The following is a 23,341-nucleotide window of genomic DNA, read 5'->3' as shown; positions in this document are numbered from 1 at the left end:
GCAGCCTTGAGGCTCAGTCCTCTTTTTTATATTCCAAATCACCGGCAACCGCTTCTTTGTCGTTGATGACTTTTTCAATCTGCTGTTTAACTTTGTCATAACGGAACTGTTCTTTGAATCCCATGATTCTTCCTCCGGCAGCATTTGGGTGTCCTCCGCCGTTTGCCCACTCTTTGGATATCTGTGCAACACTTACCTTGTCGCTTGCGCGCAGGCTCATTGTTCCACGATAGCTGACATCCACAATAAAATCATATTCAGGGTAGGCTGTTAAAAATCCGTTGCCGACTATGGAGGTATTTCCTATGCCATAACTCAGGTAGCCTCTGTACCCCTTGTAATAGATTGTTTTTTCACTTCTGGCTTTGCCCATAAGCTCAACAACATATCGTGTGGCAAGGTTATCGAGTGTATCATCTTTGTCGCGTCTGAAAAAATTCTTTTTTAAAGAGTGGATTTTTTCATCAAGTAAGATAGGGGCATCAGGTTCATGAATGAATTTTGCCGCTTCATGCAACAGTGTGAGTTTGTAGTTTGAGTCTTCATCAGGAAACATTATTCGGTTGAGCTCTTTTGTTTCTGTTACAAGACGCATACAGACTTTCCCGTATTCAAAATTGTCATGTTCTTCCTGTTTCCATAAATCTACCGCATTGACAACATCAACATACTTCTCCATCCATGCAGGTTCGTTGAGTTCAAAGTGTTCTTTTGCGTAGTCATAGGTGATTTTTGTAGCGCAGCGACTGGTATCAAGATAGTACCATTCATGCTTTTTTGCACTCTCTTCCCCGCTTCCGTGATGATCAAGAAGTTGTAATTTGACATCAAAGGCACCGTCATTCATTTTTTTTACTTCATGGCTGAGCCAACGGGATTCATCCGCTGTAAGATTCAGATCCGTGATAAGTATATAAGCTTTTTCTTTTGCTTTTCTGATGTTTTCCAGCATAAGATCGAGCTTTTGTTTCACTTCTGCTCCGTAATTGGAGTTGTAGTTAAATCTTTTGTACGGTGTGTACTGCATGACCAGTTGGCAGCTGTAGCCATCCAAATCAATGTGTGAAAGATGATGAATAGTTCTGTTTTTCATTTGTACCCTTTTAGTTATTTGTTTCTTGTGTTTGAATTGAAATAGAGCCCATCACTTCAAATGTAGCACTCGAATCAATTTCTGCATGAGAGAGTGTTACAACATCAAGAGAAAATCTCTCAAATATTTCTGCAACACTGCGACGGATTTGTGGATCGACGATAATAATAACAGGGGAAATCCCTTTTTGCAGTAAGTCTGCAGCCTTTGTGCTTGTTGCCTGAATCAGAGCATTTATTTCTCCTACATTGAGCATGAGATTTCTCACACCGTCTTGTTCTTGTGATTTTTGCAGTAACAACTGCTCTGTCTGTGTATCAAATGTCAAAAGGCGTATCACCCCGTCATCTCCTGCATACATTTGGGTAATGACGCGAGAAAGTCTGGCTCTGACCTGTTCTGTTATAAGGTCAACATTTTTTGTATATTCGGCAATATCTGCAATTGTCTCCAAAATAGTAAGCATATCTTTGAGTGGAATTTTTTCATGCAACAGTGCTTTGAGAACTCTTTGAATAAGACCGATGGAAGCCACTTTTAAAACATCATCAATGATTACAGGATAATCATCTTTTATTTTATCAATAAGTGACTGTACTTCTTGACGGGTTAAAAGCTCTTCTGCATTACGCTTGATGAGTTCACTCATATGTGTGGAGATTACTGTAGCAGGATCAACAACGGTATATCCGTTTATAATAGCATCTTCTTTTTGTTCTGGTGCTATCCACAGAGCATCGAGTCCAAAAGCAGGTTCTTTCGTCGGTTCTCCCTGAATCTCTCCTGTAGCCATACCACTGTCCATCGCAAGAAATTTATCAGGCATGATTTCCCCCTCACCGATGGCAATGCCTTTAAGCAGTACCTGATATTGGTTAGGTTTGAGATGTAAGTTGTCACGTATTCTGACCTGCGGCATTAAAAATCCATAGTCATTTGCTATTTTTCTTCGCATAGAACGAATGCGTTCAAGCAAATCACCACCCTGAGAACTGTCGGCCAGTTTTATAAGTTGATATCCCAAAGTCAGTTCAAGCATTTCTACTTTGAGTATGTCATCAAGCGCATTTTCCTCTTCTTTGGCAATCTCTTCGTTCGTTTTTTTCGGTTTGATTCTCTCTTTCTCTTTTTCTACCTCTTCTTTTGTCTTGACACCAAGGAGATTTTCAACATCCAAAATGGAAAGTTCTCCTTTTTCATATTTGTATATAGACCAACCAAGCAGAGCAAAGATTATCCCGACAAACCCCATAGAGGCAGTTGGCAGGCCAGGAACAAGAGCAAATAAGAGCATGATGAAGCCGACTATCATCATAATCTTTGCATTGCCTATCATCTGTGAGATAGTGCCTTCGGCAAAATTGTCACCGTCACTTGAGGAACGGGTAATGATAATACCGGTTGCAGTTGAGGTAATGAGTGCCGGAATCTGGCTGACAAGACCATCACCGATTGTAAGAAGTGTAAAGGTAGAAGCGCTGTCTGCAACACTCATATCGTACTGGAAAACACCGATGAGAAAACCGCCGATGATATTGATAAGAGTAATAATTATACCTGCAACGGCATCCCCTTTGACAAATTTTGAAGAACCGTCCATTGCCCCGTAAAAATTGGCATCCTGAAGAATTTCCGCACGGCGTTGTTTAGCTTCGGCATCGTCTATAAGCCCTGCATTCAAGTCTGCATCAACCGCCATCTGCTTTCCGGGCATAGAGTCAAGTACAAAACGTGCTGCAACTTCTGCAACCCTTGTGGAACCTTTTGTGATGACCATAAAGTTTATAAGAACCAAAATGGAAAAAACGATAATTCCGATAACATAGTTTCCCCCGACAACAAAATCACCAAAACTTGTAATAACATCACTTACCTGTTCGGGTCCCTCATAACCGTGACTTAAAATCATTCTGGTTGTCGCAATGTTTAGTGAAAGCCTAAAAAGGGTTAAAATAAGTATAAGTGTCGGGAAGGTAGTCAAGTCTGTCGGTTTTGGCACATATAATGAAATAAGCAATATTAAAACAGACAAAGCTATAGAAATCGTCAACAAAACATCTAAAACGGAAGAAGGCAGAGGCACGATAATAATCGCCAAAATAGCCATTACAAAAAAGACAACACCAAGATCACGTTTGCCTAGTAAAAAGTTAAGGGAAGTTCCGATTTTTTGTTTTGTTGTCAATTTTCTTGCCAAGTGTCAGTGTCTCACCAAATTTAGTCGTCGAGTAAGTCTGCCAAAGTCAAGTTTGCCAAAAACAAATCTATTTTCCCTTGGAGTCTGTGTAAAAAAGGCCATATTGTACATGTACTGGCTTTTTCGGAAGGACAGTCTTCCAAAGAGGGAGCACACTCAAAAACAGTAGGTGCTTTGCCTTCTACACAGGACGCGACACTAAGCATATTGATATCTTTGGGATCTTTGTTCAGAGCAAAACCACCATTGACACCTTTGTATGAGTTTAAAATCTGTGCTTTTGCCATGGACTGAAGAATTTTTGCCAAAAAACTTTTGGAGATAGAGAGCTCTTTGGAAAGAGTATCACTGTCCATTGGCGCTTCTGCTTTGCAAAGCAGTATGAGTGATAAGATGGCATATTCGCTGGCACGGGTTATAAGCATGTATTTACTTTCATTGTTTAAACTTTTAAAATGATATTATATCCAAAATTACTGCCGAAATAAAGGCACTGACTAACTAGAACAGAAATTGCTTAAAAAGATAAAATTCATAAAGAAGGATTTTATCATGGCAGTAAAAGAGAGTGAAAGAAAATACAGACCATATAAACGATTAACACAAGAGCAGATAGAACTTATATATAAACTCTTTGAAGAGAAGATGGAACAAAGGAAGATAGCAAGAGTACTAGGGGTGCACTTGCGTACAGTACAATACCATTTAAAAAAAACTCAACGAATATAAAGATCTTTATATCGACTTTGCAAACAGAATCAAATCGGCACCTGTAGTCTTTACATACATGATAATGGATGAACTGTATACATTCATAGGTAAAAAGTCAAAAAGATACTATTTATGGGCATCTATAGCTGTTACACAACATGGAAAATATTTCTATTTTTATCATCTCTCAAGATATAAAAATGCAGGAGCGCTTTTTGAGTTTAATCAACAACTCCCGTCTACAGATAAAATATACTGTGACGGTTGTTTCTCCTATGATAAGATTTATGGATCTAAAGCAAGTATGGAGAAATCCAAAATAACCAATGTGATTGAAAACCTTAATTCTCAGATAAGAGATAAAATCTCTTATCTTGTTAGAAGAACAAAAGCCCATGCCAGAAGTTATGAGTGGCTTGATAATAGACTTGCCCGGTTCTTTGTTAATAAAAATATTGGTAAATAAGGTTATTTAGTCAGTGCCCGAAATAAACAAAAATAAAATTTAAAGAAAAGTTTTGCTATAATCACGCTTCAATTCTTCTGCATTGTGCATTTGAGTTAGATTATTATACCTATCAGGAGGCTATTATGGCTTTAGATTCGGCTAAAAAACAAGAAATAGTTGCGAAATACGGTCGCAGTGAAAATGACACTGGTTCAAGTGAAGTTCAAATTGCACTTTTAACTGAAAGAATTAAAGAGTTAACAGAACACTTAAAAGTTTTCAAAAAAGATCACGCATCTCGTTTGGGATTACTGAAATTAGTTGGTCAGCGTCGTCGTTTGATGAAATACTTCAAAAGAAAAGACAAAGACGCTTATATGAAACTCATCGAAGATTTAGGTATTCGTGACAATATCTAAGTTTTAAACTTTTTCTTAAAGTCCCTTTTTGGGACTTCTTCCTATAGAAAAATCTCAATCGCTCTTTTTAAATCATCTTCTGTATCAATTCCAAAACCTGTACTTGCCACTTTGACCATAGCTATATTTTTTCCATGGTATATTGCACGAAGCTGCTCTAGTTTTTCAATGTCTTCAATAGGGGCATCAGGGAGTGAACAAAACTCTTTCAAGCTTTTTTTAGAAAAGCCGTAAATACCGATATGTCCGAAATAGACAGCTTCTCCGCTTTGATTGTATGGTATTTTAGCACGGGAAAAATAGACGGCATTACTGTTTGCATCGAGCACAACTTTGACGAGATTGGAATCCTCTGCCGCTTGTGCGTTTATAGCGTTGTAGCAGCTTCCCATAATAAACTCTTTTTTTTCTTTTTGCAGTTCTTTGAGTTTTTGTATAAGGGACTCAACAACATCAGGTTCTATAAAAGGTTCATCTGCCTGGACATTGATAATAAGTTCCTCATCCGACAAATTTAAAATAGTGGCACATTCGTGAATTCTGTCTGTACCGCTTTTATGTGTTGTGGATGTCAGCATGGCTTTGATTCCATGCTCTTTACATGTAGTAATGATGCGTTCATCATCGCAGGCGACAACTACATCATCCAGATGTGATACTCTTTGTGCCGTTCTTACAACCATAGGCAAGCCTCCTATGTCTGCTAAAACCTTTTGCGGAAACCGTGTGGATGCCAATCTTGCCGGAATAATAATCATATTAATCTGCCCTTATGATATAATTGCAATATTATAACCCAAGGGACTTTAATTCATGCTTCTTTACCAACCGGATTCTGGTTACTGCTATAACAGCGATTCTCTTTTTTTGTACGATTTTATCAACTCTTTTCATCCCAAAGGCAAAGTTCTGGATGTAGGTGCAGGTTGCGGAGTCGTAGGACTGCTTGTTGCAAGAGACAATGAAAAAGTAGAACTTGAAGCAGTAGAAAAACAGGAAGTTTTCAGGTATTTTTCAAAAACGAATGCCCGAGTCAACAAAATAGCGTATAGACTGCATGAGTGTGATTTTTTGGATATGCAGGAAGTACAGAAATATGACTATATTATTTCAAATCCGCCGTTTTACCCAGCTGGTGTACAAAAAAGCCAAAATGAGATATTATTTCATGCACGCTATAATGTGCACCTCCCTTTAGCGAAGTTTTTTAAAAAAGTATCGCGTTTGTTGCGACCACATTCACATTTTATATTTTGTTATGATGCCTCGCAGTTTGGAAATGTCTGCGTTGAACTTGAGAGAGTCAAAATGAAGATAGTGGATGTGCAGTTTGTCCACCCCAAAATTGACAGGAGTGCATCCCTTGTAATGATACATGCAAGAAACGGTTCAAAGGCAATGATGAAAGTCTGGCCTCCGTTGATAAGTTTTGAGGGAGACAATCCCTCAAAAAAAGTACAAAACATTTATAAAAAAGCCAATACACAGAGTATAAAATGTCAAATATAATAAAAAAAGAAAATTATCCCTATGCTTTTGATGCAAGTGCCTGCGCTACATGTGAGGGAAGGTGTTGCACGGGTGAGAGCGGCTACATATATGTCACTAAAAGTGAAATTTTTGCAATTGCAGAAGTTTTAGCAATGGATGTTAATGAATTTGCGTTAAAATATCTCTTTAAGAAAGGGTATAAATACTCTATAAAAGAAAATAAAATCAATGACTCCTATGAATGTGTTTTTTATGACAGAAAAACAAATGGGTGTAAAATATACAATGCCCGTCCAAATCAGTGTAAAACATTTCCTTTTTGGGATTATTACAAAACCAGAGTTGATGAGCTAAAACTTGAGTGTCCAGGAATAATAGATGATTAGAATTCTCCTTTTAGTAGCAGTGTCGCTGTTCTTTGTTTCATGCTCAACGCATCCCAGACCGATAAGTCCAAATGAAAAAGCTTTTGAGGGGGAAGATCTGTATATCATGCTTGCGTTAAATGCTGAACTTACAAAACATTATGATGTAGCGGCAAGGCGTTTTGAAGAACTTTATGACAAAGCATCCAAAAAAGAGTATCTGTATCGTTCTTTGCATAACTACCTTGTGGCAAAAGAGAATGAAAAAGTGATTGAAAAAGTTGATGAAATAACACAGGGTACTTTCTCAAATCCAGCGCTCATCCGTTTAAAAATTATTGCTTTGATGGAAATGGGAAAACTCGATTATGCAAAAAAACTCTCAATTGCCCTTGCAAAAAAAACACAAAAAGCAGAGGATTACCTTTTAGCCAGTGATGTGTATATCAAAAACCAGGAGTTTGATGTCGCGTTAAAGTATCTTAACAGTGCATATATGAAAGAGTATAACGAAAAAATACTTGATAAAATGGCAATTATTCTGTATGTTAATCTGCATAGGAAAAAAGATGCGATTGCCTATCTTGAGACACATACACGCATGCACGGATGCTCACAGCTTATATGTAACCGTTTAATCGGAATTTACAGTAATGAAAACAACATTGAAGGCCTGCTTTCTGTATACAAAAGACTCTACAGTTTAAAAAAAGACAAATCAGTCGCACAAAAAATAATCCGTATATATGCCTACAAAAGAGACTATGTCAAACTTATTGACTTTTTGGAAGAGACACATGCGGATGATACGGTACTTTTAGAACTCTATATGACAGGGAAAAATTATGCAAAAGCAAGTGCTCTGGCACAGAAACTTTATGAAAAAAGCGGAGATATAAAATATTTGGGACAAAGTGCTATTTATGAATATGAGGCACACAGCAAAAAAATGACAAAAAAGCTTTTGGCATCTATAGTAAAAAAGTTGACAAAAGTTGCCAAAGAGACAGATGAACCGCTCTATCTAAACTATTTGGGCTATATTCTGATTGATCATGACCTGGATGTTAAAAAAGGCATGTACTACATCAAAAAAGTTTTAAAAACAAATCCGGATTCTGCATTCTATCTGGATTCCCTGGCATGGGGCTATTATAAGCTGAAAAAGTGCGTTGAAGCGAAAAAAGTGATGGACAGGGTAGTCAAGATGGAAGGCGGAGACAATCCTGAAGTGCTCTTACATGTAAAGAAGATAGATGAATGCTACAAAAAGAGCTTAGAACACAAAAAAGGGAAGAAGAAAAGATGATTTTAGATGACATTATTAAAAAAACAAAAGAAGACCTGATACAAAGAGAGAAAGAGTTTTCGCTGGACTGGCTAGGACGTTCTCTTGCATTCAATGCCAGACAGCCGCGTGATGTGATTCCGTTTTTAAAAGCTACAGAGGAAGACCCGTACAGAATTATTGCCGAGGTGAAAAAAGCCTCACCTTCAAAGGGTGTCATTCGTGAAGATTTTGATCCGCTTGCCATTGCTCAGGCATATGAACGCGGAGGGGCAAGTGCCATTTCTGTTTTAACTGAACCGCACTTTTTTCAGGGTTCTCTTGATTATCTTGCAGGTATTCGCAGATATGTTTCTGTTCCTCTTTTAAGAAAAGATTTTATTATTTCAAAATATCAGGTACTTGAAGCCCTGGTTTTCGGAGCTGATTTTATTTTGCTTATTGCGGCAGCTTTAAGCAAGAAAGAACTCAAAGATTTACTGGGCTATGCAAGACACTTGGGATTGGAAGTTTTGGTTGAGGTGCATGACAAAAAAGATTTGGTAAAAGCCATTTATGCCGGAGCAGATATTATCGGAATAAATCACAGAAACCTGCAGACTTTTGAGATGAATATGAACCTTTGCTACGAATTGATTCCTTTAATACCAAACGGAAAAATTATTGTGGCCGAGAGTGGCATATATGAGCATGGACAGCTTGAAGATTTAAGCAAAGCAGGAGTAGACGCATTTTTGGTCGGTGAATCATTAATGCGGCAAGAAGATGAAGAGACAGCATTACAAAAGTTAAAATATGGAGAAGATTATAATGAAAAATAAAATGATTATTCTGCTTTTTGCAGTAACAATGTTCTTTTTGAGCGGATGTACGCAAGAAGCACAAAATAAAATAGGGCGCTCTATTCAAAACTGGACTGGAACAAACGGTGTACTTGATATTTATATGGGTGGACAGCTTGTTCAAAGATTTATAAAAATTGATAAGCTGACAACAGCGACAAGCACGGATGGAAGCATTCCAAGGAATTATCGTTACGGGTATGGATATATAGATACAAATAAAAATATGGTAGTAGATGCTGGTGAGAAAAAAGTCTACTTTGAAATCAGTAATTTTTCAACACCCTATGTGTTTTATGAAAATCCAAAGAACTAAATGATGGATGTGATTCAACTGTTTAAATATTTAATCAACTCAAAAAGTGAAACACCGGATGATGGCGGTATTTTGAATTTTGTTGAGGATTACCTTGAAGGTTTTGAAGCGATAAGAATTGATATAGAAGATGTCAAAAATCTTTTTATCTATAAAAAATTTTCCGAGGGTGAACATCTGTGTTTTGCCGGGCATGTTGATGTTGTTCCGGCAGGAAAAGGATGGAATACAAACCCGTACGAAGCTGTAGAAAAAGAGGGCTATATATACGGAAGGGGTGCACAGGATATGAAAAGCGGACTCGCCGCTTTTATTCAGGCTGTAAAAGATACGAAAAACTTTAAAGGCACGCTCTCTTTGCTTTTAACTTCGGATGAAGAGGGAGAAGCAACAAACGGCACTGTCAAAGTGTTGGAGTATTTGCAAGAACATAAACTGCTTCCCGATGCCTGCGTGGTAGCAGAACCGACATGTGAAAAAGAGTTTGGCGATGCCATAAAAGTAGGACGACGCGGTTCTATTAACGGCTATCTGACCCTTAAAGGAAAACAGGGGCATGCGGCCTATCCTGAAAAAGCGGTAAACCCTATACACCAAATAGCAAAAGTTTTAGGTTATATGGCAGGTGTTGATTTGGATGAGGGAGATGAGTTTTTTGCGCCTTCAAAGTTTGTCATTACCGATATCCGTTCTGGTATGCAGGTGACAAATGTTACACCCAATGAGCTGAAAATGATGTTTAATGTGCGTAACAATACAAAAACCACACAAAAAGAGGTAGAAGAATTTGTTGCCAGACATTTACAGGGCTTGGACTATGAACTGCGTTTAACACAAGGTTCCTATCCTTTTAAAACAGATACGGATACGAAGCTTGTTAAAAAAATCGACACAGCTATAGAAATGGTTACATGTAAAGTGCCAAAACACTCTACAGCAGGTGGAACAAGCGATGCAAGATTCATTGCACCACTTGGTATAGATGTGGTGGAGTTTGGTGTGAGAAATGACACCATTCACTCGATAAACGAGAGAACAACAAAAAAAGAGGTGCAAGATCTCTATAGTGTTTTTAAAACTCTTATCAGCGAGTGGAACAGGCAGTGAAATCTCTTTTTGTACTGCTCTTTTTCAGTGTGAGTCTTTTTTGTGCACCGCTTCAGTGGAGTCATGACTATTTTAAAGCATTGTCAGAAGCAAAAAAAGATCATAAACTCATCTATGTGCTAATCGTTTCTGACACATGCGGGTGGTGTAAAAAATTTGAAAGGACAACTTTGCAAAATGCAAAGATTAAAGAGAGAGTTAATAAAGAATTTGTTACTGTTTTACTCTCAAGAGACAGACATGCAATACCAAAATTTTTGAAAACATCTCCTGTCCCAAGACACTATTTTTTGGATGAAACAGGAAAAATACTGTATGCATCTTTAGGATACAGAGACGAAGAAATGTTCAATGCATTTATGGACAATGCCCAGGAACATTATGAAATATTAAAGGATGAAAACTATGAAACAAGTAAAGACAGATAAAGCACCTTCGGCAATTGGACCCTATTCACAGGCAATCGTGGCAAACGGAATCGTTTATACATCAGGACAGATTGCTTTAACGGCTTCAGGCGGAGATGAGCTGCTTCAAGAGGATGTATCAATTCAAACAGTTGCAGTTTTAAAAAATCTTCAGGCGGTTTTAGAAGAAGCGGGAAGTTCTTTACAGGATGTTGTAAAAACAACAATCTTTCTGGCAGATATGAATGACTTTGCCACAGTCAATACAATCTATGAAAAAGCATTCGGTGAACATAAGCCGGCGCGTGCAACAGTAGCGGTAAAAACACTGCCTAAGAATGCTTTGGTTGAAATAGATGCTGTGGCATTAGTGACAGACTACTCTTTTTAAGTTATATTCCTTTTTGTTTAATCAAGACTTAAAGCTTGAATGGGTATAATTCCGGACTTTTGTAGAAATACAAGCTAAATATATGTAAGGACCATAGATGTACGCAATTATTAAAAATGGTGGTAAGCAGTATAAAGTTCAAGAAGGTGATGTTTTATCATTAGATAAATTATCTCTTGACACTGGTGCTACGGTAGAGATTAAAGAGGTTCTGGCTGTAAATGCCGGAGAGCTTAAGATCGGAACTCCTTTTGTAGAGGGTGCAGTTGTAACTGCTGAAGTTATTGCAGAAGGACGTGACAAGAAAGTTGTAATTTTCAAAAAGCGTCGTCGTAAAGATTCTAAAGTAAAACGTGGTTTCAGAAGAGACTATACTCGTGTTAAAATCACGAAAATAGCTGCGTAATAAATTAAGGAGATAAGTAATGGCACATAAGAAAGGTCAGGGTAGTACACAGAATAATCGTGATTCGGCTGGTAGAAGACTTGGTGTAAAGAAATTTGGTGGAGAGGCTGTTATAGCCGGTAACATCATTATTCGTCAAAGAGGAACAAAAGTTCATCCGGGTAAAAATGTAGGTATGGGAAAAGATCATACTATATTTGCTTTGGTTGACGGTGTTGTTGCATTTGAGCGAAAAGACAAAAAACGCCAACAAGTTTCCATTATACCTGCTGCGTAATTTCTACAGTATAAAACCTCTTGTTTCCATCATATCCGATGGAAACATATTCCACAAAGAAAATTTCAAAATATTTAATAAATTACTTTATAATAAATAGTATTTTCTTAAGTATTTAACATGACACAGAGTCATAAAAAAGGATTTCACAATGTTTACAGATAGTGTCGAATTAACAGTCAGTTCTGGAAAAGGCGGACAAGGGTGTGTGGCTTTTCGCCGTGAAAAGTTTGTACTCAATGGCGGTCCAAACGGTGGTGACGGTGGAAAAGGCGGTGATATATGGTTCAAGTGCGACAACAATACGCATACACTTTCACATTTCCAGCGAAAAATGCATATAAAGGCTGAAAACGGCAAACCCGGTGAAGGTTCGAACTGTACCGGGAAATCAGGTGCGAAAAAAGTAATTATTGTCCCACCGGGAACACAGATTATTGACCAGGAAAGCGGAGAAGTTCTTTTTGATATGGTGGAAGACGGACAGGAAGTGAAGTTTCTGCAAGGCGGAAAAGGCGGACTCGGCAACACACACTTTAAGTCACCGACAAACCAAAGACCGACATACGCACAGCCCGGAGAAAAGGGTGAAACAAGAAACATCAAGCTTGATTTGAAACTGATTGCAGATATTGGACTGGTCGGTTTTCCAAATGTCGGAAAGTCTACGCTTATTTCTACTGTGTCAAACGCAAGACCGGAAATTGCAAATTATGAGTTTACAACCTTAACGCCGAAACTCGGTCAGGTAAATATCGGGGATTATGAATCATTTGTTATGGCGGATATTCCCGGAATTATCGGCGGAGCGCATGAAGGCAAAGGCCTTGGAATAGAATTTCTTCGTCATATCGAAAGAACAGAGATCTTGCTGTTTATGATAGATTTGGCATCGTACAGAGATCTCAAAGAACAGATAGAAGTACTTAAAGACGAAGTAGCTTCTTTTTCACAAAAGTTGGGTACTTCTCGATATGCAATAGCGTTAACACGAACAGATATAGTGCCTCAAGAAGAAGTTTCCCAAAAAGTTGCCGAATTTATCAAGATGCTTGATCTTGAGTCCAGCAAGGGAAGTGAATTTGATTTTGATGAAGATTTGCCTTATTTTATTCAGGAGAGTGTGGATGAAACATTAGGGTATGACAGAGAAAAACCTTATTTTGTTGTGCCAATTTCTTCCGCGATCAACAAAAATATTGAACCCTTAAAGTACGCACTCTTTAATTTAGTACAGCAGACAAGGCGGTAATTTCATGCGTGTTGTAGTCAAAGTAGGCAGTGCCGTCTTGACCCAGGATGGCAATATAGCACTTGATCGTATGCGTTCTCTTGTAGAATTTCTAAGCGAGTTAAAAAAAGAGCATGAAGTGATTTTGGTCTCTTCGGGTGCAGTTGCGGGCGGATATACCGAGCTAAAACTCGACAGAAACAACATCGCGAACAAACAGGCTTTAGCCGCAATAGGTCAGCCTGTTTTGATGAATAAATATGCGAAGAAGTTTGCAAAATACGAAATACTGACAGCACAGGTGTTAGTGACTGCTGCAAATCTGAATACTCCCTCCGATATTAAGCGTGTGCGCGCAACTGTTGAAACGCTTTTGCAAAACAGTGTGCTTCCTATTGTCAATGAAAATGATGCAACGGCAACAGATGAACTTGAGCTTGGTGACAATGACCAACTCTCAGCATATATAGCAAAAGACATGCAAGCCGATATGCTTGTTATTCTTTCAGATATTGATGCCTACTATGACAGCGATCCAAGAAAAAATCCCGAGGCAAAAGCATTCAAAACAGTAAACAAAATCAGTGAGGAAGAACTGCATAAAGAAGTCACTCCAAACAATGTATTTGCAACAGGCGGTATCGTTACGAAACTCAAAGCCGCAGAATATCTCCTGCAGGCAAATATAGATACATTTCTTGCCAGTGGTTTTGATTTAAGTGATGTGAAAAGTTTTATGCTTGAAGGTTCCCACAAGGGCGGTACTCTCTTTACATGTAAAGGTTAGCAATGAAAAATATAATATTTATGGGAACACCTGAGTATGCCCAGAAAATTCTTCAAAAAGTGATAGCAACAGAAGATATAAATGTTGTTGCCGTCTATACACAGCCTGACAAACCGGTCGGGCGTAAAAAAGTACTGACGCCTCCTCCTGTGAAGCTTACTGCACAAGAGCATAACATTCCACTCTACCAGCCAAAAAAACTTCGGGATGAGGAAACTATAAAAGAGATTCTGGAAATTCCCTGTGATTTTATAGTGGTGGCTGCATACGGACAGATTTTGCCACGAGAAATTTTAGATCATGCGCCCTGTATCAATCTTCACGCTTCGATTTTACCGCAATATCGCGGAGCAAGTCCGATACAGCAAACCTTGCTAAACGGCGACAAGGTAACCGGTGTAACTGCCATGCTTATGGAAGAGGGTCTTGATACAGGTGACATTTTGAAAATTGAGAAAATCTCTGTCGATGAGAAGATGATGGTTGAAGAGTTGTTTGAAAAGCTTACACAGACTGCTGCTGATCTGACGATAGATGTGCTGCGCAATTTTCATACATATACACCCAAAAAACAGGATGATGCACATGCTTCACATTGTAAAAAAATAACAAAAGCAGACGGTGCTGTTATTTTTGACAATGCGCAGGAGATTTATAACAAATACCGTGCCTTTACTCCGTGGCCGGGAATTTATCTTGCAAGCGGACTGAAATTAAAAGAGATACAACTTGAAAAAAAAGATGAAGAACATGCTGATGCCGGCAGAATAACTACAATAGACAAAAAAAGTATTGTCGTTACATGTAAACAGGGGGCTCTTCGTATTTATAAGGTACAGCCACAGTCCAAAAAAGAGATGGATGTTATCTCTTATATTAACGGGAAAAGACTCGGACTTGAAGATACATTACTATAATACACTGCCATCAACGCAGCTTTTTTTAAAAGAACAGTTGAAAAACAAGAAGCTAACTGCTCCTGTGGCTGTGGTTGCAGATATTCAGACAAAAGGAATCGGCAGTCGAAATAACGAATGGAGTTCCCAAAAAGGAAATCTTTTTTTGTCTTTTGCCCTCAATACAGAACAATTGCCTCATGATTTAAAATTAGAATCTGTGTCACTGTATTTTTCTTATCTGCTCAAAGAAACTTTATCAGAATTTGGTTCAAAAGTTTTTTTAAAGTGGCCGAATGATTTTTATATCGGTACAAAAAAAATAGGCGGAATGATTACAAACAGGGTGGATGACACACTTATCTGCGGTGTGGGAATAAACCTTGTAACGGCACCACAGGGCTTTGCATCATTGGATATTATGCTCAACAGAAAAATATTAATTGCAGCATATTTGAAAAATATAGAAAAAAAGGTTTTATGGAAGCAAGTTTTTAGCAAATATAAGTTAGAATTTGAAAACAACAAGGAGTTTTTTACCCATAGTGATGGTAAGAAAATATCACTTGAGTCTTGTGTACTCGAGAGTGATGGCAGTTTGAATATAAATGGTGAGAGGATATACAGCAGGCGATGAGTGAAGTAATAGTAATTGCAAATCAAAAGGGCGGAGTAGGCAAAACGACTACCGCTGTAAACTTGGCAGCGTCACTTGCTGTAGCAGAAAAAAAAGTGCTTTTGATTGACTCAGATCCGCAGGCAAATGCCACGACATCATTGGGCTTTCACAGAAATGATTATGAGTTTAATATCTATCATGTACTTATAGGCACAAAAAAGCTTAAAGAGATTATTTTGAAATCAGACTTGCCTACACTGCATTTGGCGCCCTCAAACATAGGTCTTGTGGGAATAGAAAAAGAGTATTATGATGCAGACAAAGCAAAAGGGCGTGAACTTGTTTTGAAAAAAGCAATTGCAAATGTGCAAAAAGAGTATGATTATATTATTATAGATTCTCCGCCGGCGCTTGGTCCGATGACTATCAATGCGCTTTCAGCGGCAAACTCGGTTATTATTCCTATACAGTGTGAATTTTTTGCACTTGAAGGGTTGGCACAGCTTCTCAATACTGTCAAATTGGTAAGAAAATCAATTAATCCGAAATTGGCTGTAAGAGGCTTTCTGCCAACGATGTTTTCATCACAAAACAATTTGTCCAAACAGGTATTTGCCGATTTGCGTCAGCATTTTAAAGGCAAACTGTTTAAAGATGCGGCAGATAAATATATAGTGGTACCGCGTAATGTAAGACTTGCAGAATCTCCTTCATTTGGAAAACCTGCAATTTTGTATGATGTAAAATCAAGCGGTTCTATTGCATACCAAAATTTAGCACAGGCGATTATACGATAATGAAGTCACAAAAATTAGGCAGAGGGCTGGACGCTCTTCTTGGAGAAATAGACGAGGCATATGAAAATGAAGGAAGCCAATATGATGCTGTATTGGAGATTCCGCTCAAAGATATCAGACCGAATCCTTTTCAGCCAAGAAAATCATTTGACGAAACTGCACTTTTGGAACTTGCCGAATCTATAAAAAATGACGGACTGATTCAGCCTATCGTTGTAACAGAAGATATTGACGGCTATATCCTAATTGCGGGAGAGCGACGACTTCGTGCTTCAAAGCTTGCAAAACTCAAAGAGATACGGGCAGTAGTTCTTAACTCTGATGAACAAAAAATGCGGCAGTTCGCTTTGATTGAAAATATTCAAAGAGAAGAGCTAAATGCTGTAGAACTGGCAGAGGCCTATACAGAACTTATAAAGCTGCATGATGTAACACATGACGAACTTGCCAATATTATTCACAAAAGCAGAACTCATATAACAAATACCCTGCGTCTGCTGCAGCTTGCTCCAAAAACACAAAAGGCACTGGTTGAAAAAAAGATTTCAGCAGGGCATGCAAAAGTAATGGTTGGCTTAAATGAAAAAGACCAGCAACTGATACTCAATTCGATTATAGGGCAGAAACTGAGTGTACGCGAAGTTGAAGCTATGATAAAAAGCATGAAAAATGCAGATCCTGCACCAAGTGATTCTCTAAAAAAGAGTGATGCAAATTATGATTTTGCACAGTTAAAAGAAAAATTCAGTGCACTCGGACTACATGTAAAGGCTTCTAAAAATAAAATAACCGTCAGTTTTGCATCACAAGATGAAATTGATGAATTTTTGACACATTTTAGAAACTAATCACTCAAATAACAAATTTATACCTCCATTTAACTATCGTTTCAATTTTATAATAGTATAATCACGCAACTTTTAGGAGGTGCTATGTTAGATATAAATCCAATACTACTTTTGGCTACATTTGTTGTATTTGTTTCCCTTATAGCCGTTCTGAACAGTTGGCTTTATAACCCATTACTTTCTTTTATGCAAAAGCGTGATGATGACATTAAAAAAGATCTTGAAAAAGTAGGATCAAATGACAATGAAATCAATGAGCTCAAAGCAAAAGCAGAGTCAATAATTATGAATGCCAAGCTGGAAGCTGCGGCCCTAAGAGAAAAAGTTATCGCGGATGCTAAGGAATTAGCTGACAGTAAGTTAGAATCAAAACGTGCTGAACTCGCGGCAGAGTATTTAGAGTTTGAGCAATCACTTGCAAAATCTAAAGATGAGTTGACTTCTGACTTAATGTCACAAGTTCCGGTATTTAAAGAAGCTGTAAAAGCTAAATTTAGTCAGATATAAAGGTGTAATGTGAGTAGAATTTTAGTATTAATGCTAATGATATCAACTTATGCATTGGCATCTGGGCACGAGCATGCAGGAACAGACATAGTTCAAAGAACTGTGAACTTCTTGCTATTTGCCGGGCTTGTTTGGTATCTAGTTGGGGAACCTGTAAAGAATTTCTTTGCATCAAGAAGTCAGGCAATAGCTGACGAACTGAAAAAGGTTCAGGAAAAGCTGAATGAATCAATCGCTCTTAAAAAAGAGGCATTGGCAAAAATTTCTGAGGCTGAAAAGTTTGCTGAAGAGTTGGCGATTGTTTCTAAAAAAGAGAACAAAATTTTGAATGACACGATTATTGCACAGGCAGAAAGTGATATTGAAGCTATGGTGAAAAAATTTGCTCTCAAAAAAGAATTTGAAGAAAAGAAAATGATTCGCAGTGTTGTTGAAGATGTCATAAAAGAGACATTGAGACAAAGCGGTGATAGTTTTGACAGAGAAACTATGGCTAATATCATTTTGAAAAAGGTTGCCTAAATGGAAGAACTGATTGCAAAACGATATATAAAAGCTTTAGGTATGGGTTCTGACTTAGCATCTATGCAAAATATGACAACAGTATTTTCTGCCTTGGCAGAGTCATTTAAAAATGACAAGTTTGTCAGTATTATTGCTAACCCAAGCATAAAAGCTCAAGAAAAATCAAATATCTTGTTAGAGGCGGTAAAAAGTGCCAACTCTGATAAAATCAATAACTTTATCAAGCTGTTGGTAGAAAACAAACGTATCAATATTATTCCGGCAATTGCACAGGAATTGAAAAGTGATTTGGCAAAAGCTGCTAAAACCTATGAAGGTGTTATTTACAGTGATACAGATATCGATTCGAAAGTAATAGAAGAATTGAGTGCCGGTTTAGGTAAAAAGTATGATGTAACTATCAGCCTGACATTTGTTAAAAATGACTTTAACGGTATAAAAGTAGAAGTAGAAGGTCTTGGTATAGAAATTAATTTTTCTAAAGACAGAATAGACAGACAAATTATAGAACATATAATAAAAGCAATTTAACTTTCAATGAGAGGAGAACAATAGTGGTAGCAAAAATTCAAGCTGATGAAATCAGCTCAATAATTAAAGAGCGTATCGACAACTTTGAACTAAGTGTTGATATCAATGAAACAGGTAAAATTGTTTCTTATGCCGATGGTGTTGCGAAGGTTTACGGACTGAGCAATGTTATGGCAGGAGAAATGGTAGAATTTGAAGAGGGAACAAAAGGTTTGGTTCTAAACCTGGAAGAGAGCAGCGTTGGTGTTGTTATTCTCGGTTCTGGTCCTGAGCTTCGTGAAGGAATGAGCGTGAAGCGTTTGGGAACACTTTTAAAAGTTCCTGTAGGGGATGCCCTTCTTGGTCGTGTTGTGAATGCACTTGGTGAACCGATTGACGGTAAAGGCCCGATTGATACTACAGAAGTTCGTTTTGTAGAAGAAAAAGCACCTGGAATTATGGACAGAAAATCTGTACATGAACCACTTGCAACGGGTATCAAAGCAATTGATGCACTGGTTCCGATTGGTCGCGGGCAACGTGAACTTATCATCGGTGACAGACAAACCGGTAAAACTACAGTTGCGCTAGATGCAATCATCAACCAAAAAGGCAACGGTGTTGTATGTATATATGTTGCCATCGGTCAAAAAGAGTCAACTGTTGCACAAATCGTTCGTCGTTTGGAAGATCATGGAGCAATGGAATATACAATTATTGTATCTGCTACTGCTGCTGAAGCGGCTGCCCTTCAATTTTTAGCTCCGTATACCGGTGTTACTATGGGTGAATATTTCCGTGACAATGCAAGACACGGTTTGATTGTCTATGATGATTTGTCAAAACATGCGGTTGCATATCGTGAAATGTCACTGATTCTTCGTCGTCCTCCGGGTCGTGAAGCATATCCTGGTGATGTTTTTTATGTGCATTCTCGTTTACTTGAGCGTGCTGCAAAAATGTCTGACGAAAACGGAGCCGGTTCTTTAACTGCTCTTCCTATTATTGAAACACAGGCTGGAGATGTTGCGGCATATATTCCTACAAATGTTATCTCTATTACTGATGGTCAGATCTTCTTGGAAACTGACTTGTTTAATTCAGGTGTTCGTCCTGCGATCAATGTCGGTCTTTCAGTATCTCGTGTTGGTGGTGCTGCGCAAATTAAAGCTACAAAACAGGTGGCAGGTACATTAAGACTTGATCTTGCATCTTTTAGAGAACTGCAGGCATTTGCCCAGTTCGCATCTGATCTTGATGAAGTTTCACGTAAGCAGTTAGAGCGTGGACAAAGAATGGTTGAAATCCTAAAACAGGGGCCTTTCTCACCACTTCCTGCTGAAAAACAGGTTGTTATTATATTTGCCGGAAATGAAGGTTTCTTGGATGATATGGATGTGTCAAATGTTGTTCGTTTTGAAGCAGAACTTTATCCGTTTATAGAAGCATCATATCCTCAGATCTTTGAAAATATCAGAAGCTCTAAGAAAGTAGATGATGAAACAAAAACACTATTGATGAAAGCACTAGAAGAGTTCAAAGCCAGCTTTGTAGCTAACTAAGGAATAACTTATGGCAAACTTGAAAGATATTCAAAGACAGATTAAGAGTGTTTCAAACACTCAAAAGACGACTCGTGCGATGAAGCTTGTATCGACTGCCAAGCTTCGCCGTGCAGAAGAACTTGCAAAACGTTCTCGTCTTTATGCTCAAAAAATGAATCAGGTCATTGCCGAAATAGCTGGACGCATAGAATGTAACAGAGTTGGAGGGTTGGAAAATCGCTTTTTTACAGCAATTGAAAATCCAAAAATGGTTGACATTATTTTTGTAACTGCAGATAAAGGTTTATGTGGCGGTTTTAATATTCAAACAATTAAAGCTGTGAATAAACTTCTAAAAGAGTACAAAGAGAAAAAAGTAAAAGTGCGTTTACGCGGAATCGGTAAAAAAGGGATAGAATACTATAAGTATAATGAAGTTGAAATGTTTGATACTGTCATAAACTTAAGTTCTAAGCCGAATAAAACGAGATCTGATGAATTTATAAAAACTTCTATCGAAGATTACAAAGAGGGCAAAACGGATGCTGTTCATATTATTTATAACGGCTATAAAAACATGATAACGCAAGAGTTACATGTAAACAATGTTTTACCTATTGATGTAAATGATTTTGACTGTAAAGAAGTAGAATCAAAATCAATGATGGAAATTGAAGCAGAAGATGAAGATAAAATGCTTGAGTCTTTAATTGAAAAATATGTAAATTACAATATGTACTACTCTTTGATTGATTCGGTTGCTGCAGAGCACTCTGCGCGTATGCAGGCTATGGATACAGCAACGAACAATGCAAAAGAGATGGTAAAAAGTTTAAATGTACAATACAATAAAGCGCGTCAAGCCGCTATTACTACAGAGCTGATAGAAATTATCAGTGGTGTGGAGTCTATGAAATAATGGAGAAAAATATGATTGGAAAAATTAGCCAGGTAATGGGTCCTGTTGTTGATGTTGATTTTGATGGTTATCTTCCAGTAATTAACGAAGCAATTGAAGTGAATGTTAATTTAGAAGGTAGTGAACATCGTTTGGTATTAGAAGTTGCAGCACACTTAGGTGACGGTCGTGTTAGAACGATTGCAATGGATATGAGTGAAGGTTTGGTTCGTGGTATGGACGCAAAAGCTACAGGTGCACCAATCAGTGTTCCGGTTGGTGAAAAAGTACTCGGTCGTATCTTTAATGTAATTGGTGAAACAATTGATGGCGGAGAGCAGGTTACTGACGCTCCAACATGGTCAATTCACCGTGATCCTCCACCATTGGTTGATCAGTCAACAACTACAGAGATGTTTGAAACAGGTATCAAAGTTGTTGACTTGCTCGCTCCGTATGCAAAAGGTGGTAAAGTCGGACTCTTCGGAGGGGCAGGTGTTGGTAAAACAGTTATCATCATGGAGCTTATCCACAATGTTGCACACGGGCATGACGGTCTTTCTGTATTTGCAGGTGTTGGTGAAAGAACTCGTGAAGGGAATGACCTTTATTATGAAATGAAAGAATCGAACGTACTTGACAAAGTTGCACTGTGCTACGGTCAAATGTCTGAGCCTCCAGGAGCACGTAACCGTATTGCGCTTACAGGTCTTACTATGGCTGAGTATTTCCGTGACGAAAAGAAACTTGATGTATTGATGTTTATTGACAATATTTTCCGTTTTGCACAGTCAGGTTCTGAAATGTCAGCACTTCTTGGACGTATTCCGTCAGCTGTTGGATACCAACCGACATTGGCTCGTGAAATGGGTGCACTGCAGGATCGTATTACATCAACGAAAAACGGTTCAATTACTTCTGTTCAGGCAGTATATGTACCTGCAGATGACTTGACTGACCCGGCTCCGGCTTCAGTTTTTGCCCACTTGGATGCAACAACGGTTCTTAATCGTAAAATTGCGGAAAAAGGTATCTATCCTGCGGTTGATCCATTGGATTCAACTTCAAGACTGCTTGATCCACAAATTTTGGGTGAAGAGCACTACAATGTAGCTCGCGGTGTACAGCAAACACTTCAAAAATATAAAGATTTGCAGGATATAATTGCAATTCTTGGTATGGATGAGCTTAGTGAAGATGACAAAAATGTTGTTGAACGTGCCCGTAAAATTGAGAAGTTTCTTTCTCAGCCGTTCTTTGTTGCAGAAGTTTTCACTGGTGCTCCAGGAAAATATGTTAAACTTGAAGACACAATTGCAGGTTTCAAAGGCATCTTAAACGGTGACTATGACCACATGTCTGAAAGTGCATTCTATATGGTCGGAAATATGGATGAAGCTATTGCCAAAAATGAGAAAAATAAATAAGCATATTGCTTAAGACAAAGGACTGTAATGGATACATTTAAACTTGAAATCCTAACGCCTGACGGTGAAATCTATAATGGTAAAGCTGTCAGTGTTGTTCTTCCTGGAAAAGAGGGAGAGTTTGGTGTTCTGGCAGGTCATGCATCTCTAACTACATTGTTAGAAGCTGGCGTGGTAGATATCGAAAAAGAAGATAAATCAGTCGAGTCTATTGTTGTTAATTGGGGCGTTGTTCAAGTTGATGAAGAAAAAGTTGTTATTTTGGTTGAAGGTGCTGCTGCAATTCGCGGTGAAACTGAATCTGAGATTGCGCAGGCACTTGATGCAGCGAAAAAACTTATTAATGAAATTGCAGATTCAAGCACTGCTATTGCATCAGTATCAGCAAAAATTGAATCTGCCGCACAAAAGTTAATATAGTAACCGTATGATTAATAATTTAATAGATTTTTATCTAAAAAGCCACCCTGTGACTCTCGGAGTATTGCTACTGCTCTCTTTATACTTTATAGTATTGAACTGGGTGTTTTTTTACCGCTATTTTTCTCTTAATAACTGGCTATCTCGTGAAAGTGCTTCTCTTGAATCACTTTTACTTGGAGCTACTACTGTAAATGAAAACTCTTTTTTAAATAATTTTATAAAAACCAGTAATGTTGTTTCAAAAGAAGTTTTAGGACTCGGTATGCTTGCTGCGACAAAAGAAGCAACAAAAGGACTTTCCGTACTCTCTGTTTTTGCTTCTACCTCTCCTTTTATCGGACTTTTTGGTACAGTGGTCTCTATACTGGATACTTTTTCACATATCGGACAAAACAGCGGGGGTATGTCAATTATTGCCAGTGGCGTTTCGGATGCACTGGTCGCAACTGCATCGGGTATATTTGTGGCAATATTTGCGTATACATATCATCAGGTTTTGAAAAGAAACTCTTATGAACTTATCAGTTATATCCAAATGCAAAGTGATGCGATTTTAGCACGTAAGGCGTAA

Annotated in this window: 31 protein-coding genes; 27 read left to right on the top strand and 4 right to left on the bottom strand. The window is 38.1% G+C overall.

What is annotated here, in order from left to right:
* Nucleotides 1-13 precede the first annotated feature (13 nt).
* From LCX93_RS08860 to LCX93_RS08850, 3 genes are read right to left on the bottom strand one after another with little or no spacing between them, the layout of a single operon-like run.
* Nucleotides 14-1,093 (bottom strand): DHH family phosphoesterase, encoded by a 1,080-nt coding sequence (locus tag LCX93_RS08860; RefSeq protein ID WP_151899892.1) that lies wholly within the window; start codon nucleotides 1,091-1,093, stop codon nucleotides 14-16.
* 10 nt (nucleotides 1,094-1,103) lie between these two features.
* Complete coding sequence (flhA, locus tag LCX93_RS08855) at nucleotides 1,104-3,290, bottom strand: flagellar biosynthesis protein FlhA (protein WP_226065954.1); 2,187 nt, start codon at nucleotides 3,288-3,290, stop codon at nucleotides 1,104-1,106.
* Between the two features lie 20 nt (nucleotides 3,291-3,310).
* On the bottom strand, nucleotides 3,311-3,715 hold the full coding sequence (locus tag LCX93_RS08850; RefSeq protein ID WP_226065953.1) for an RrF2 family transcriptional regulator: 405 nt from the start codon (nucleotides 3,713-3,715) through the stop codon (nucleotides 3,311-3,313).
* A 127-nt stretch (nucleotides 3,716-3,842) separates the two neighbouring features.
* Here LCX93_RS08850 and LCX93_RS08845 point away from each other — a divergent pair, with 127 nt between their 5' ends.
* The 3 genes from LCX93_RS08845 to rpsO all read left to right on the top strand — a co-directional run bounded on the left by LCX93_RS08845 (nucleotide 3,843) and on the right by rpsO (nucleotide 4,868).
* On the top strand, nucleotides 3,843-4,019 hold the full coding sequence (locus LCX93_RS08845) for a helix-turn-helix domain-containing protein (protein WP_226065952.1): 177 nt from the start codon (nucleotides 3,843-3,845) through the stop codon (nucleotides 4,017-4,019).
* Between the two features lie 64 nt (nucleotides 4,020-4,083).
* On the top strand, nucleotides 4,084-4,467 hold the full coding sequence (locus LCX93_RS08840; RefSeq protein WP_255613195.1) for an IS1 family transposase: 384 nt from the start codon (nucleotides 4,084-4,086) through the stop codon (nucleotides 4,465-4,467).
* Nucleotides 4,468-4,592: 125 nt separating this feature from the next.
* Nucleotides 4,593-4,868 carry a 30S ribosomal protein S15 gene (gene rpsO, locus LCX93_RS08835; protein ID WP_151899895.1) on the top strand — a complete coding sequence of 92 codons (276 nt, stop codon included), beginning with the start codon at nucleotides 4,593-4,595 and terminating at the stop codon, nucleotides 4,866-4,868.
* A gap of 41 nt (nucleotides 4,869-4,909) precedes the next feature.
* Here the strand turns inward: rpsO and kdsB are convergent, their stop codons facing one another.
* Entirely contained in the window at nucleotides 4,910-5,626 is a 717-nt protein-coding gene (gene kdsB, locus LCX93_RS08830; protein ID WP_226065950.1) for a 3-deoxy-manno-octulosonate cytidylyltransferase, read from the bottom strand.
* 55 nt (nucleotides 5,627-5,681) lie between these two features.
* Here kdsB and LCX93_RS08825 point away from each other — a divergent pair, with 55 nt between their 5' ends.
* From LCX93_RS08825 to LCX93_RS08710, 24 genes are all read left to right on the top strand, one after another.
* Entirely contained in the window at nucleotides 5,682-6,377 is a 696-nt protein-coding gene (locus LCX93_RS08825) for a tRNA1(Val) (adenine(37)-N6)-methyltransferase (protein WP_226065949.1), read from the top strand.
* Nucleotides 6,365-6,745: a YkgJ family cysteine cluster protein gene (locus tag LCX93_RS08820; protein ID WP_226065948.1), complete on the top strand. Its 381-nt coding sequence runs from the start codon at nucleotides 6,365-6,367 to the stop codon at nucleotides 6,743-6,745. The genes LCX93_RS08825 and LCX93_RS08820 overlap by 13 nt, the downstream gene beginning before the upstream one ends.
* On the top strand, nucleotides 6,738-8,033 hold the full coding sequence (locus LCX93_RS08815) for a tetratricopeptide repeat protein (protein WP_226065947.1): 1,296 nt from the start codon (nucleotides 6,738-6,740) through the stop codon (nucleotides 8,031-8,033). Before LCX93_RS08820 ends, LCX93_RS08815 begins: the two co-directional genes overlap by 8 nt.
* Nucleotides 8,030-8,833, top strand: coding sequence for an indole-3-glycerol phosphate synthase TrpC (gene trpC, locus LCX93_RS08810; RefSeq protein ID WP_226069429.1), 804 nt, complete (start codon nucleotides 8,030-8,032; stop codon nucleotides 8,831-8,833). The genes LCX93_RS08815 and trpC overlap by 4 nt, the downstream gene beginning before the upstream one ends.
* Nucleotides 8,808-9,170 carry a hypothetical protein gene (locus LCX93_RS08805; RefSeq protein WP_226065946.1) on the top strand — a complete coding sequence of 121 codons (363 nt, stop codon included), beginning with the start codon at nucleotides 8,808-8,810 and terminating at the stop codon, nucleotides 9,168-9,170. The genes trpC and LCX93_RS08805 overlap by 26 nt, the downstream gene beginning before the upstream one ends.
* Before the next feature lie 3 nt (nucleotides 9,171-9,173).
* Nucleotides 9,174-10,277 (top strand): succinyl-diaminopimelate desuccinylase, encoded by a 1,104-nt coding sequence (gene dapE / locus LCX93_RS08800; RefSeq protein WP_226069428.1) that lies wholly within the window; start codon nucleotides 9,174-9,176, stop codon nucleotides 10,275-10,277.
* Entirely contained in the window at nucleotides 10,274-10,705 is a 432-nt protein-coding gene (locus LCX93_RS08795) for a thioredoxin fold domain-containing protein (protein WP_226065945.1), read from the top strand. The genes dapE and LCX93_RS08795 overlap by 4 nt, the downstream gene beginning before the upstream one ends.
* Nucleotides 10,683-11,075, top strand: a complete 393-nt coding sequence (locus LCX93_RS08790; protein ID WP_226065944.1) for a RidA family protein — start codon at nucleotides 10,683-10,685, stop codon at nucleotides 11,073-11,075. Before LCX93_RS08795 ends, LCX93_RS08790 begins: the two co-directional genes overlap by 23 nt.
* Nucleotides 11,076-11,172: 97 nt before the next feature.
* Nucleotides 11,173-11,481 (top strand): 50S ribosomal protein L21, encoded by a 309-nt coding sequence (rplU, locus tag LCX93_RS08785; protein ID WP_151899903.1) that lies wholly within the window; start codon nucleotides 11,173-11,175, stop codon nucleotides 11,479-11,481.
* A gap of 19 nt (nucleotides 11,482-11,500) precedes the next feature.
* The gene (gene rpmA / locus LCX93_RS08780) at nucleotides 11,501-11,758 is read left to right on the top strand and encodes a 50S ribosomal protein L27 (protein WP_193150197.1); all 258 of its coding nucleotides are present in this window, start codon (nucleotides 11,501-11,503) and stop codon (nucleotides 11,756-11,758) included.
* 151 nt (nucleotides 11,759-11,909) lie between these two features.
* Nucleotides 11,910-13,010, top strand: coding sequence for a GTPase ObgE (obgE, locus tag LCX93_RS08775; protein ID WP_226065943.1), 1,101 nt, complete (start codon nucleotides 11,910-11,912; stop codon nucleotides 13,008-13,010).
* Nucleotides 13,011-13,014: 4 nt separating this feature from the next.
* Nucleotides 13,015-13,776: a glutamate 5-kinase gene (proB, locus tag LCX93_RS08770; RefSeq protein ID WP_226065942.1), complete on the top strand. Its 762-nt coding sequence runs from the start codon at nucleotides 13,015-13,017 to the stop codon at nucleotides 13,774-13,776.
* Nucleotides 13,777-13,778: 2 nt separating this feature from the next.
* Complete coding sequence (fmt, locus tag LCX93_RS08765; protein WP_226065941.1) at nucleotides 13,779-14,693, top strand: methionyl-tRNA formyltransferase; 915 nt, start codon at nucleotides 13,779-13,781, stop codon at nucleotides 14,691-14,693.
* The gene (locus LCX93_RS08760; protein ID WP_255613194.1) at nucleotides 14,674-15,309 is read left to right on the top strand and encodes a biotin--[acetyl-CoA-carboxylase] ligase; all 636 of its coding nucleotides are present in this window, start codon (nucleotides 14,674-14,676) and stop codon (nucleotides 15,307-15,309) included. Before fmt ends, LCX93_RS08760 begins: the two co-directional genes overlap by 20 nt.
* Nucleotides 15,306-16,088, top strand: coding sequence for a ParA family protein (locus LCX93_RS08755; RefSeq protein WP_151899909.1), 783 nt, complete (start codon nucleotides 15,306-15,308; stop codon nucleotides 16,086-16,088). The genes LCX93_RS08760 and LCX93_RS08755 overlap by 4 nt, the downstream gene beginning before the upstream one ends.
* Complete coding sequence (locus LCX93_RS08750; protein WP_226065939.1) at nucleotides 16,088-16,936, top strand: ParB/RepB/Spo0J family partition protein; 849 nt, start codon at nucleotides 16,088-16,090, stop codon at nucleotides 16,934-16,936. The genes LCX93_RS08755 and LCX93_RS08750 overlap by 1 nt, the downstream gene beginning before the upstream one ends.
* A gap of 84 nt (nucleotides 16,937-17,020) precedes the next feature.
* Nucleotides 17,021-17,443, top strand: coding sequence for a FoF1 ATP synthase subunit B' (locus tag LCX93_RS08745; protein ID WP_151899911.1), 423 nt, complete (start codon nucleotides 17,021-17,023; stop codon nucleotides 17,441-17,443).
* Between the two features lie 9 nt (nucleotides 17,444-17,452).
* On the top strand, nucleotides 17,453-17,965 hold the full coding sequence (locus tag LCX93_RS08740) for a F0F1 ATP synthase subunit B (RefSeq protein ID WP_226065938.1): 513 nt from the start codon (nucleotides 17,453-17,455) through the stop codon (nucleotides 17,963-17,965).
* Entirely contained in the window at nucleotides 17,966-18,499 is a 534-nt protein-coding gene (locus LCX93_RS08735; RefSeq protein WP_226065937.1) for a F0F1 ATP synthase subunit delta, read from the top strand. It abuts the gene before it with no gap.
* A 23-nt stretch (nucleotides 18,500-18,522) separates the two neighbouring features.
* Entirely contained in the window at nucleotides 18,523-20,040 is a 1,518-nt protein-coding gene (gene atpA, locus LCX93_RS08730; protein WP_226065936.1) for a F0F1 ATP synthase subunit alpha, read from the top strand.
* Nucleotides 20,041-20,050: 10 nt separating this feature from the next.
* Nucleotides 20,051-20,941, top strand: coding sequence for an ATP synthase F1 subunit gamma (gene atpG, locus LCX93_RS08725; protein ID WP_151899915.1), 891 nt, complete (start codon nucleotides 20,051-20,053; stop codon nucleotides 20,939-20,941).
* Nucleotides 20,942-20,952: 11 nt separating this feature from the next.
* Nucleotides 20,953-22,347, top strand: a complete 1,395-nt coding sequence (atpD, locus tag LCX93_RS08720) for a F0F1 ATP synthase subunit beta (RefSeq protein ID WP_151899916.1) — start codon at nucleotides 20,953-20,955, stop codon at nucleotides 22,345-22,347.
* A gap of 27 nt (nucleotides 22,348-22,374) precedes the next feature.
* On the top strand, nucleotides 22,375-22,767 hold the full coding sequence (atpC, locus tag LCX93_RS08715; RefSeq protein WP_151899917.1) for an ATP synthase F1 subunit epsilon: 393 nt from the start codon (nucleotides 22,375-22,377) through the stop codon (nucleotides 22,765-22,767).
* Nucleotides 22,768-22,774: 7 nt separating this feature from the next.
* Nucleotides 22,775-23,341, top strand: a complete 567-nt coding sequence (locus LCX93_RS08710) for a MotA/TolQ/ExbB proton channel family protein (RefSeq protein WP_193150188.1) — start codon at nucleotides 22,775-22,777, stop codon at nucleotides 23,339-23,341.

It is taken from the genome of Sulfurimonas sp. SWIR-19, assembly GCF_020410885.1.
GTDB lineage: Bacteria > Campylobacterota > Campylobacteria > Campylobacterales > Sulfurimonadaceae > Sulfurimonas > Sulfurimonas sediminis.
The sequence above is the reverse complement of the archived record's forward strand: the minus strand, read 5'-3'. Positions and strand labels throughout refer to the sequence as shown.